The 10,473-nt window shown below is 75.5% G+C and carries 14 protein-coding genes; 7 read left to right on the top strand and 7 right to left on the bottom strand.

Going from position 1 to position 10,473, the window contains the following annotated elements; translation table 11 throughout:
* Positions 1-557, bottom strand: a 557-nt coding sequence (locus tag BLS21_RS26045) for a PRC-barrel domain-containing protein (protein ID WP_245700673.1), incomplete at its 3' end; no start/stop codon positions are given.
* 318 nt (positions 558-875) lie between these two features.
* Here BLS21_RS26045 and BLS21_RS22185 point away from each other — a divergent pair.
* Positions 876-1,688: a DUF3097 domain-containing protein gene (locus tag BLS21_RS22185; protein WP_091223609.1), complete on the top strand. Its 813-nt coding sequence runs from the start codon at positions 876-878 to the stop codon at positions 1,686-1,688.
* Positions 1,689-1,790: 102 nt separating this feature from the next.
* On the opposite strand, the gene BLS21_RS22180 is transcribed toward BLS21_RS22185, so the two are convergent.
* The 3 genes from BLS21_RS22180 to BLS21_RS22170 all read right to left on the bottom strand — a co-directional run bounded on the left by BLS21_RS22180 (position 1,791) and on the right by BLS21_RS22170 (position 5,134).
* Entirely contained in the window at positions 1,791-2,621 is an 831-nt protein-coding gene (locus BLS21_RS22180; RefSeq protein WP_425431626.1) for an aldo/keto reductase, read from the bottom strand.
* Between the two features lie 108 nt (positions 2,622-2,729).
* Positions 2,730-3,911 (bottom strand): GNAT family N-acetyltransferase, encoded by a 1,182-nt coding sequence (locus BLS21_RS22175; protein ID WP_091223588.1) that lies wholly within the window; start codon positions 3,909-3,911, stop codon positions 2,730-2,732.
* A complete protein-coding gene (locus BLS21_RS22170; RefSeq protein ID WP_245700672.1) occupies positions 3,908-5,134 on the bottom strand; it encodes an MFS transporter in 1,227 nt (408 codons plus the stop codon). The genes BLS21_RS22175 and BLS21_RS22170 overlap by 4 nt, the downstream gene beginning before the upstream one ends.
* A 210-nt stretch (positions 5,135-5,344) precedes the next feature.
* On the opposite strand from BLS21_RS22170, the gene BLS21_RS25380 reads away from it, so the two are divergent.
* The 6 genes from BLS21_RS25380 to BLS21_RS22140 all read left to right on the top strand — a co-directional run bounded on the left by BLS21_RS25380 (position 5,345) and on the right by BLS21_RS22140 (position 8,890).
* On the top strand, positions 5,345-6,214 hold the full coding sequence (locus BLS21_RS25380) for a hypothetical protein (protein ID WP_091223584.1): 870 nt from the start codon (positions 5,345-5,347) through the stop codon (positions 6,212-6,214).
* Between the two features lie 101 nt (positions 6,215-6,315).
* Positions 6,316-7,368 carry a GTP 3',8-cyclase MoaA gene (gene moaA, locus BLS21_RS22160; protein ID WP_217636239.1) on the top strand — a complete coding sequence of 351 codons (1,053 nt, stop codon included), beginning with the start codon at positions 6,316-6,318 and terminating at the stop codon, positions 7,366-7,368.
* A 4-nt stretch (positions 7,369-7,372) separates the two neighbouring features.
* Positions 7,373-7,615 carry a MoaD/ThiS family protein gene (locus BLS21_RS22155; RefSeq protein WP_091223582.1) on the top strand — a complete coding sequence of 81 codons (243 nt, stop codon included), beginning with the start codon at positions 7,373-7,375 and terminating at the stop codon, positions 7,613-7,615.
* Positions 7,616-7,619: 4 nt separating this feature from the next.
* The gene (locus BLS21_RS22150; RefSeq protein WP_091223580.1) at positions 7,620-7,823 is read left to right on the top strand and encodes a hypothetical protein; all 204 of its coding nucleotides are present in this window, start codon (positions 7,620-7,622) and stop codon (positions 7,821-7,823) included.
* 52 nt (positions 7,824-7,875) lie between these two features.
* A complete protein-coding gene (locus BLS21_RS22145) occupies positions 7,876-8,373 on the top strand; it encodes a GAF domain-containing protein (RefSeq protein WP_245700671.1) in 498 nt (165 codons plus the stop codon).
* Positions 8,374-8,563: 190 nt separating this feature from the next.
* A complete protein-coding gene (locus BLS21_RS22140) occupies positions 8,564-8,890 on the top strand; it encodes a hypothetical protein (protein WP_139177250.1) in 327 nt (108 codons plus the stop codon).
* Here the strand turns inward: BLS21_RS22140 and BLS21_RS22135 are convergent.
* The 3 genes from BLS21_RS22135 to BLS21_RS26490 form a co-directional block, all read right to left on the bottom strand.
* Positions 8,887-9,297 carry a molybdenum cofactor biosynthesis protein MoaE gene (locus tag BLS21_RS22135; RefSeq protein WP_091223576.1) on the bottom strand — a complete coding sequence of 137 codons (411 nt, stop codon included), beginning with the start codon at positions 9,295-9,297 and terminating at the stop codon, positions 8,887-8,889. The two genes, BLS21_RS22140 and BLS21_RS22135, sit on opposite strands and share 4 nt — an antisense overlap.
* Positions 9,294-9,875: a nucleotidyltransferase family protein gene (locus tag BLS21_RS22130; protein WP_091223574.1), complete on the bottom strand. Its 582-nt coding sequence runs from the start codon at positions 9,873-9,875 to the stop codon at positions 9,294-9,296. The genes BLS21_RS22135 and BLS21_RS22130 overlap by 4 nt, the downstream gene beginning before the upstream one ends.
* 120 nt (positions 9,876-9,995) lie before the next feature.
* On the bottom strand, positions 9,996-10,451 hold the full coding sequence (locus BLS21_RS26490; RefSeq protein ID WP_425431628.1) for a TOBE domain-containing protein: 456 nt from the start codon (positions 10,449-10,451) through the stop codon (positions 9,996-9,998).
* Positions 10,452-10,473: the final 22 nt, after the last annotated feature.

Below are 10,473 nucleotides of genomic sequence, written 5' to 3'. Positions count from 1 at the left end.
GAGACGTCCCGGCCGACGACACCGGGCTCACCGGTGTGGTCGGGGCGCCCGTCCCGGTCGCGGTCGGTCCCGGCCAGACCCGCGGTACCGGCGGTACCCGCCACGCCCGCGGTCTCGGTGGTGCCCATCGTGCCGGCGGTCCCGGCGGTGCCCGTGGTGCCCACCATGCCGGCGGTCCCGGCGGTGCCCGTCGTCTCGTCGCGGTCGACGCGACCCACGGTGGTGTCGGTCGTCGTCCCCTGACCGGAACCGAGACCGTAGTAGCGGTAGAGCTCCTGCTCCTCCTGCGGCGACAGGTGACCGTCGGTGTCGATCTTCGGCGCGTCCTTCACCTGCGCCTTGCTCACCGGTACGCGCACGCCGTCGTCGGTGAGATCGGCGTCGCGCAGCGGGACGAAGGACTCCTTGGTGCCGAACAGGCCGGTGCGCACCGTGACCCACTCCGGCTGGCCGCTCTCGTCGTCCAGGTAGACCTCCGAGGCCGACCCGATCTTGTCGCCGCTCTGGTCGTAGACGTCCTTGCCGATCACCCGGCTGATGGCTTCAGTGCCGATCATGGTGACTGTCGCTCCCGTCTGAGCTGGTGGGTGCTGTCGATCACAGGGGTGTCCGCCCCGAGGGTCACGAAACGGCCACGATCCCCTCGACACGCCCGGCGGGTGCTGGCACGCGACCGCGAGGAGCTCCCCACGCGCGTCCGGTGCGCCGTCTGCGCAGCTCACCAGGGGAGGCAACGGGGGGTGACAGAGATCACGCCGGATGGGTGACGGCTCGGGCACTTGGGGTCACGTCGAGCTGTCCGGGCGTGTCGGAGATCGCGCCGTCCCGGCGCGTCGATCCCGCCGTCCGCGGTGGGCCTGCCCATCCTGGAGGGCGTGCCTCCCCGCTCGCCGTACGACGACCTGGTCCACCCGCGCACGCGGAAGGCGCCGAGCCCCCAGGTCGAGGCCGAGCGCGACCTGGTCGTGGAGGACCCGAGCTCCGGGTTCGTGGGCGCGGTCGTGCGCTGCGAGAAGGACGTCGTCCACCTCGAGGACCGCCACGGCCGCGTGCGCGCCTACCCGCTCGGCCCCGGCTTCTGGGTCGACGGCCGGCCGGTGGTGCTGGTGCGGCCGAAGCCGCAGGCGCCGGCCACCCCCGCGCGCAGCGCGTCGGGCTCGACCTACGTCGCCGGCGCTCGCGCGCGCGTCGCCCGCGAGGGGCGCATCTACGTCGAGGGCAAGCACGACGCGGAGCTGGTCGAGAAGGTGTGGGGCCACGACCTGCGCATCGAGGGCGTCGTGGTCGAGCCGCTGCACGGCGTCGACGACCTCCCCGGCATCGTGCGCGACTTCCGTCCGTCGTCGGGACGGCGGCTCGGCGTGCTGGTCGACCACCTGGTGACCGGCTCCAAGGAGTCCCGCATCGCCGGGCAGGTCACCGGCGAGCACGCGCTCGTCGTCGGCCACCCGTTCATCGACATCTGGCAGGCCGTCAAGCCGTCGGTCGTCGGGATCCGGGCCTGGCCGACGGTGCCCAGGGGCGAGTCGTGGAAGGACGGCGTCTGCCGCCGGCTGGGCTGGGAGGACGACACCGGCTACGTCTGGGCGCAGCGCATCCTCGCCCGGGTGCGCACCTGGACCGACCTGGAGCCCGCGCTGATCGGCCGCGTCGAGGAGCTCATCGACTTCGTCACGACGACACCGTGACCCGCCGGATCGCACCGCGGCCGACGACGATCACGGCGTCGTGACCACCTCCGGCGAGCCCGGGGTGGTCACGACGCCACGATCGCGCTGGGAGCGGGAGCCTCAGCCCGGGATGTAGTTGAAGGTGTCCGGGTCGGGACCGGTGCGCTCGCCGCGGTCCAGGCCGGTGAGGGTGGCCATGTCGTCGGTGCCGAGCTCGAAGTCGAACAGCTCGTAGTTCTCCTGCATGCGCTGGCGGGAGACCGACTTGGGGAACACGACGTCCCCGCGCTGCACGTGCCACCGCAGCACGACCTGGGCCGGGGTGCGGCCCAGCCGCTCGGCGATGGCCACGATCGCCGGGTCGCCGAGCACCTTGCCCTGCGCGATCGGCGACCAGGCCTCGGTGACGATCTCGTGGTCGGCGTCGAAGGCCCGCAGCTCCTCCTGCGTGAGGTAGGGGTGCACCTCGATCTGGTTGACCGCCGGGCGCACCTGGGTCTCGGAGAACAGCCGGCGCAGGTGGTGGGCCTGGAAGTTCGAGACGCCGATCGCGCGGCAGCGGCCGCTGGCGTAGATCTCCTCCATCGCCTTCCAGGTCTCGATGTAGTCGACGTCGATCCCGGGCAGCGGCCAGTGGATGAGGAAGAGGTCCAGGTACTCGAAGCCGAGGTCGCCCAGCGACTGGTCGAAGGCGCGCAGCGCGTCGTCCCGGCGGTGGAAGCCGTTGTTCAGCTTGCTGGTCACGAAGACCTCACCGCGGTCGATGCCGGAGCGAGCGACGGCCTCACCGACGCCCTTCTCGTTGCCGTACATCTCGGCGGTGTCGATGTGCCGGTAGCCGATCTCCAGCGCCGTGGAGACGGCGTCGGCGGTGTCCTCCGGCGGGACCTGGTAGACGCCGAACCCCAGCTGGGGGATCTCGACGCCGTTGTTGAGTCGGATCGTGGGCACGGTTGCCACGAGGGCTCCTCTCGCTGACGGGTGGGGGCGCCGCGCACTCCACGTGGGCGCAGCCTGCCGACGGTCCGCCTACCCGTCAGCCCGGCCCTCAACCCGTCGTCAGAAGTAGTCGAGCAACCGGGCCGGCGGGCCGGCGGCCAGCAGGTCCAGCGCGGACGGGTCCCCCGGGCCGGATACCAGCCCGGCCAGTGCCGCGGCCCGTCCCGTGGTGATCCCGCAGTAGAGCTGCGCGAACCCGCGGACGTCGAGGGTCAGGTCCGGCTCCCGGTCGGGACGGCGCAGCTCCCCGGCGCCGTCGGCGAGCTCCAGCTCCCACGGCCCGGTGTTCTCCGTCACGACCGGGTCGAGCAGCGTGAACGCCACCCGACCCCGCACGTGCCCCGGCCAGCCGCGGTCGGCGACGGCGCGCACCACGTCGACCGGCCGGTGCATGAACGCCGCCCCGGGCCCCTCCGGTGAGCGCTCGAGCGGCAGCACGCCGGACACCGCGTCGCCCGCCAGCAGCGGCACCCGGACGGTGCGGGTCACGGTGCGCCAGCCGGCCAGCACGCCGACCAGCGCCCGCGCCGCCTCGGGGGTGACCGCGAGCAGGTCGTGCACGGTCAGCCGCGCCTCGGGGCCGTAGCCGGTGCCGCGCTCGTACACCAGGACGCCGGTGGGGACGCCGTCCTGCTCGGCGACCGTGAGGCCGTCCACCCCGTCGGGCCACCGGCCCTCGTGCGGCAGGTCGAACGCGCCGCCGCGGCGGGTGAGCAGCCCGGCGCGGGGCCGGGCGAGGGTCTCGTACAGCGCGTCGACCACCGCGAGGTCGGCCGGCTCACCCGGCCGCACCGCGACGCCGGGCACCGGGGCCGACGGCAGCGAGGCGGTGTCCAGCTCGGCCCGCTGCAGCCCGCCCACGACCTCCCACCCGAGCCGCCGGTAGACCGCCGACACGGTCGGGAAGAGCGCACTGACCGCGGCACCCCGCTCCCGCCCCCGGGCCAGCAGGTCGGCGAGCAGCGCGCGGGCCACCCCGCCGCCGCGGTGCTCGGGCAGGACGGCGACCCCGCCGACGTCCGCGGTGGCGACCGCCCGGCCGGCCCACCACTGCTCGTGGCCGGTGTCGGTGGCCTTGCCGACCAGCCGGCCGCGCTCGTCGAAGGCGCCCAGCCGCAGCACCCCGGGCAGCGGCCGCAGCGCCCACCCCGGCGCGGTCGACGACCCGCCGAAGGCCAGTCGGCCCAGCTCCCACGCGGCGGGCAGCTCGTCGTCGGCCAGCGGCCGGACCGTGACGGTCACGCAGCCTCCCGGGCCAGGTCGGCGGGCACCGGCGTGGTGCGCGTCCGCAGCAGCGGGGCCCCGGCCAGCGCGATCAGCGCCGCGAGCGCCGCGGCCCCCGCCGGGACGGCGAACGCCGACTCCGCGCCCCAGGCGTCGACGGCGGCGCCGGCCAGCGCCGACCCGGCCGTGACGCCGAGGGTGAGCCCGGTCGTGGTCCACGACAGCGCCTCGGTGAGGGCGGTGCGCGGGACCCGCGACTCGACCAGCGAGGTGCCCGAGACCAGCACCGGCGCGATCGCGGTGCCGGCGAGGAAGCCCGCGGCCACCAGCACCGCCAGCGAGCCGACGCCCCAGAGCAGCTGCGCGGCCAGGCCGAAGGCGACGGCGGTGGCCAGGAAGCGGGCGGACAGCGTGCCGGGCAGCCGCGCGACGCCGTAGACCAGGCCCGCGACGAGGCTGCCGAACGCGTAGACGGCCAGCGCCACACCGGCCAGCGCCGGCGCGCCCTGCTCGTCGGCGAAGCCCACCACGACGACGTCCATCGCCCCGAACACGGTGCCGACCGCGGCGTAGGTGACCGCCACGACCAGCACCGTCGCGTTGAGCGCGGCCCACCGGTGGGACGGCGCGCCGGGGTCGCCGGGCGCGACGGCGGGCTCGGTGCCGCGCTGCCGGGCCAGCCAGAGGCCGCCGACGGCGCCGAGCGTGATGCCGGTGAGGAAGCCGGCCGGCGGGGCGACCAGGGTGGCCAGCAGCGTCACCAGCGGCGGGCCGACGACGAAGACGACCTCGTCGACGACGGCCTCGAGGGCGAAGGCCGTCTGCCGGCGGCCCGGCTCGGCCAGCGCCTCCGCCCAGCGGGCCCGGACCAGGGACCCGATGTTGGGCCCGCTCGCGCCGCACAGCGCGGCCAGCACGAACCAGCTCCACAGCGGCGCACCGAGGGTCACCGCGGCCACGAAGCCGTAGCCGCAGAGCAGGTAGCCGGTCATCGCCCAGCGCAGGACTGCGCCCTGCCCGCGGCGGTCCATGGCGCGGGCCCACTGGGGGCTGGCGACGGAGAAGCTCAGCGCCAGCGTGCCGGAGACGGCGCCGGCCAGGCCGTAGCTGCCGGTCTCCCCGGCCACGAGCAGGACGGCGCCCAGGCCGAGCATGGGGATGGGCAGCCGGGCGACCCACCCGGCGAAGGAGAACGCCAGCGAGCCGGGGACGGCGAACAGGCGGGCGTAGGGACCGAACACGGTTGACACGGGACGTCTCGCGCTTCCTGGCCACAGGCGAGTGCGGGGCTGCCCGCCGGTCTCTCGGGTGGCTCCGCGACCGTAGCAACGGACCGCTGCGCCCCGCCGCCGCATTCCGGCTGCCCGGCGCGCCGCCACAAGGTTGCTTGACACTTCATGCACTCTCTGTGAGCGGTCGCACACGCGCCGCGCCCCCGTCGAAGGAGCCCCGTGTCCGCGACCACCCGCCCGCGCCGCCTGCTGGCCCTCCTGCTCGGTCTCACCGTCCTGCTCGCCCCCGGGACCGCCGCCGCCAAGGGCGACGACCCCGCCGCCGAGGACGGCGGGGGGACGACGGCCACCGGCACCACCGGCGACTTCGCCGTCACCGTCAACGGCCGCACCACGAACCCGGCCGCCGGCTCGGAGGCGCGGCTGCGCGACGTGACCCCGACCGGCCCGATCGCCGTCCGCGGCCGGCACGTCACGTTCACCATCGACCCGGCGACCCTCGGCGTCCGCGACTACGCGCTGACCGGCGCGCCGGACCCGCAGCGGATGGTGACCGGCCCGACCGTCGTCTTCGCCTCGAAGGTGCCGCAGCTGACGACGGACCAGGTGCGCGGCGTGCGCATCGGCGAGCTGCGGCTGCGCGACGACGTCCTCGTCGCGGAGTTCACCACCGCCGCCGGCAAGCTGAAGGTCCAGGCCAAGGACGCCCCGCAGGGCGGCATCTTCCAGATGGAGCAGGAGTTCGGCGGCCCGGTCGAGTACGTGCACACCCTCGGCCCGACCCTCTTCTACTTCGTCAACGAGTACACCGGGAAGATCAACTTCGGCGACGGCGCACCCGGCGACGCGACGCACCGGATGCTGCTCGGCAAGGACAGCCCGCAGGTGGCCACGAAGCTCTTCCAGGACGGCCGGACCACCCGCTGGTCGGTCGCCTCGGGCGGCCGGATGGGCGGCGTGCTCGGTGAGGACGCGGTCGAGCTGTCCGCCGGCGCCACCGACTGCACCAGCGACTGCCAGGCCCGCAACCGGATCCAGGGTTCGGTGCCGGTGCCGCCGGACCCGGTCGACCCGACCCCGATCGGCTGACCCAGCACTCCCCCGGTGGGGGGCGACCGGAGCTCCGGTCGCCCCCCACCGCCCGTTCGGGCAGCGGCGCAGCGTCGTCCTCCCGCACTACATTCACAGGCGTGACCTCGATCAGCTCGCTCCCGGACCCCGTGGTCCGCCGTCCGGACCCCGCCCCCGGCACCGGTGGCCTGGTGGACCGGCACGGCCGGGTCGCGACCGACCTGCGGGTGTCGCTGACCGACCGGTGCAACCTGCGCTGCACCTACTGCATGCCGCCCGAGGGCCTGGACTGGCTGCCCAAGGTCGAGGTGCTCACCGACGACGAGGTCGCCCGGCTGGTCCGCATCGGCGTCGAGCAGCTGGGCATCCGCGAGGTCCGCTTCACCGGCGGCGAGCCGCTGCTGCGCCCCGGCCTGGTGGGCATCGTGGCCGCCGCCACCGCGCTGACGCCGCGGCCCGAGGTCAGCCTGACCACCAACGCGATCGGCCTGGCCCGGGTCGCCCCGGCGCTCGCCGAGGCCGGGCTGGACCGGATCAACGTCAGCCTCGACACCCTCGACCGCGACCGGTTCAAGCAGCTCACGCACCGCGACCGGCTCGACGACGTCCTCGCCGGCCTCGCCGCCGCGCAGCGCGCCGGGCTCACGCCGGTCAAGGTCAACGCCGTCCTGCTGCGCGGCATGAACGAGCAGGACGCCGTCCCGCTGCTGGACTTCTGCCTCGAGCACGGCTACCAGCTGCGCTTCATCGAGCAGATGCCGCTCGACGCCCACCACGCCTGGACCCGCGGCGAGATGGTCACCGCGGAGGACATCCTCGAGCGGCTCTCGGCGGCGCACACCCTCACCCCGGACACCGAGGAGCGGGGCTCCGCGCCGGCCGAGCGCTGGCTGGTGGACGGCGGCCCCGCGACCGTCGGCGTCATCGCCTCGGTCACCCGCTCCTTCTGCGGCAGCTGTGACCGCACCCGGCTGACCGCCGACGGCCAGGTGCGCAACTGCCTGTTCGCCCGCGAGGAGTCCGACCTGCGGACGCCGCTGCGCGAGGGCGCCACCGACGCCGAGCTGGCCGACCGCTGGCGGATCGCCACCCTCGGCAAGCTCCCGGGCCACGGCATCGACGACCCGTCGTTCCTCCAGCCGTCCCGGCCGATGTCGGCGATCGGGGGCTGAGGCCGTGCCCGTCACCGTCCGCTACTTCGCCGGCGCCCGCGCCGCTGCCGGCGTGGAGACCGAGACCCGCGACGCCGGCACGCTGTCCGAGCTCGTCGGCCAGATCGTCGAGACGCACGGGGAGCGGCTGGAGAAGGTCCTCACCGCCTGCTCGTTCCTCGTCGACGGCACGCAGACGCGGGACCGGTCGCTGAGGCTGCGGCCGGGCGCGGTGGTCGACGTGCTGCCGCCCTTCGCCGGAGGATGAGCACATGAGCATCTGGGGCAGGGCCAAGGCCAAGGTCGAGGAGCTGGTCGGCCGCGCCGAGGAGGTGTACGGCGAGTCCCACGGGGACGCCGCGGCGCAGCTGCACGGGGAGGCCCACCGGCTGGAGGGCGAGGCCGAGGAGGAGGCCGCCCTGCGCGACGAGGCCGTGCGGCGGGACCCGGACGACGGGGCCGCCCCCGTCCGCTGAGCTGCGCACGATCCCGTACCGGAATCCGGACGGGACGAGGACGATGGTGGGCATGGCCGCCCCTGCAGTCCTGGACGTCGCCCCGTGGGACGACTTCCGCGCCGCGGCCTGCGGCGCGCTCGAAGCGCTGCACGAGCGCCTGGGCTGGGACGTGTGGGTGGTGACCCGCGTCGTGGACGACCGGCAGGTCGTGCTCCACGCCCACCCACCCGACGTGATCCGAGCGGGGACCTGGCTGCCGTGGGCGGACACCTTCTGCCGCGCCATGGTCACCGGGGAGGCCCCACGGGCGGCCACGGTCACCGCTGCCGTCCCGGCCTTCGCCAAGCGCATGAGCGGGCCGGTCGCACGGATCGCCGCCTACATCGGCGTCCCGCTCGTCGGCCCGGACGGGGAGCTGTTCGGCACGCTGTGCGCCTGGGGGTTCCGCGCCCGGCCCCGCAGCGCCGCGCGTGACCTGCACCTGGTCGAGACGGTGGCGCGCCTGCTGAGCACGCTGATCTCCCTCGGCATGACGCCGTCCGACCCGCCGGTGGCGCCACGCGCCTGACCGGCCTGGCCCGGCACCTCGGGTCGCGGGCCCCCGCGAGGTCGGGACGGAAGTCCCTACCTCGGCGCGCGGAGCGCGGGAGAGGCTGTCCCGGACGGCGCGGTCTCGCGCCGTCCGGGTCCCGCGCGCGGGGCCGCCCCCGCCGGTCTGCCGGACCGGCCCCGTCCGCCGAGTCGTGGAGACGTCGACCATGCCCCCTGCCGTCCTGTCCGTCGTCCGAGTGCAGGCCGACGGCCGCGTGCTCGCCGAGGCCGAGATCCGCCGGACCGAGGTACCCGGCGTCGTCGCCTCCGCGATGCACGTCGAGTCCGGCCACCTGCCGCTGGGCACCGGCGCCCGCCTGGTCGACGCGGTGCTGGCGGACCCGGCGGTGGGCCGGGCCGAGCGACTGGTCGCCACGATGCCGCTCAACGACACCGAGATGCTCGACCGGGTGCGGCAGCGCAGCGGCGAGGTGGCCGCCCGGGCCGCCGGCGCCACGAAGATCGTCGAGGCGCGGCTGGTGCCCGTGCCCTAGGGGCAGGCCACCCACTCCTCGTCGCCGTCGGTGAAGACCTGCCGCTTCCAGATCGGCAGCCGCTCCTTCACCAGGTCGACGAGCTCGGCGCAGGCGGCGAACGCCTGCCCGCGGTGCGAGGAGCTGACCGCGCAGGCCAGCGCGACGTCGCCGATCCCGAGCATGCCGACGCGGTGGGAGACGGCGACGGCGTGCACGTCGGGACGGGCGGCGAACTCCTCGGCGAGCTCGACGATCACCTGCTCGGCGGTCGGGTGACCCACGTACTCGAGCTCGGTGACCGAGCGGCCGCCGTCGTGGTCGCGGACCACGCCGGCGAAGGACACGACCGCGCCGGCTGCCTTGTCGGCGACGGCGTCCTCGTGCTCGGCGACGGAGAGCGGTGCGTCGACGACCCGGGCGATCACGGCGCCGACGGTACCCCGCCCGGCGGCACGTCGAGGTCGGCCGGATCGGCCAGTCCGGTGCAGTCGACCTCGGTGACGGCGCGGCCGGCGAGGTAGCGGCGGGCGCCCTCGTCGCCGGTGGCGGTCGCGGCGACCCCGGCCCAGTGCTCCCGGCCCAGCAGCACCGGGTGCCCGCGGACGCCGTCGTAGGTGGCGATCGCCAGCGCGTCCGGGGCGGCGTGCGCGGCGACCGCGCGCAGCGCCTCCGGCGTCATGCCCGGCAGGTCGACCAGGGTGACGAGCGCGGCGTCGACCCACCCCGGCCAGCCGCGCAGCCCGTCGAGGCCGGTGCGCAGCGAGGAGGCCATGCCGGTCTCCCAGTCGCGGTTGGCCAGCACGGTGGCGCCGTCGAGGTCGGCCGTCCGCCAGACGTCGACGGCCCGTGCACCGAGGACGACGAGCACCGGGTCGCACACCGCCCGCGCCGTCCGCACCGCCCGCTCCACCAGCAGGCTGCCCTCGTACTCGACCAGTGCCTTGGGCATGCCGTAGCGGCGCCCGCCGCCCGCAGCGAGGACCAGTCCCGCGACCGTGCTCATCCCGCCACCCTCTCAGCGCGCCCCGATGATCAGCTGAGCTGGTCGTCTCGGGTCCTGGCTCGCCGCTGGTCGTGAGCCAGGAGCCGGGACGGTGAGCTGAGCTGATCGTCGCCGCTGGGCTCAGCGTGCGTAGACGGCGACGTCGGAGGCCTTGACCGAGGCCCACACCGGCGCGCCGGGGGCCAGGCCCAGCTCGGCGAAGGCGGTCGCGGTGACGTCGGCGACCAGCGCCACCTCGCCGTCGAGCTCGCAGCGCACCGTCGACCCGTGCGGCGTGGCCGACACCAGCCGCGCCGGCCAGACGTTGCGCGGGCTGCCCTCGGGGCGGGTGGTCCACAGCGCCACGGACTCGGGGCGGACGGCGACGAACACCGGCCCCGCGGTCTCCTCCGCCACCGCGACGCGGCCGCCGCCGTCCAGCCGCACCGTCGTCCCCTCGCCGGTGCCCGGCAGCAGCGCCAGGCCGACCAGCCGGGCGACGTAGTCGGTGCGCGGGTGGCGGCTCACGTCGGCGGGCGTCCCGGCCTGCACGACGTGGCCCTCCTCGACGACGACCACCCGGTCGGCCAGCGCCATCGCGTCGACCGGGTCGTGGGTG

It is taken from the genome of Geodermatophilus siccatus (assembly GCF_900103785.1).
GTDB classification, from domain to species: domain Bacteria; phylum Actinomycetota; class Actinomycetes; order Mycobacteriales; family Geodermatophilaceae; genus Geodermatophilus; species Geodermatophilus siccatus.
Note: the sequence above shows the minus strand (reverse complement) of the source record. Positions and strands in the feature narration are given on the sequence as shown.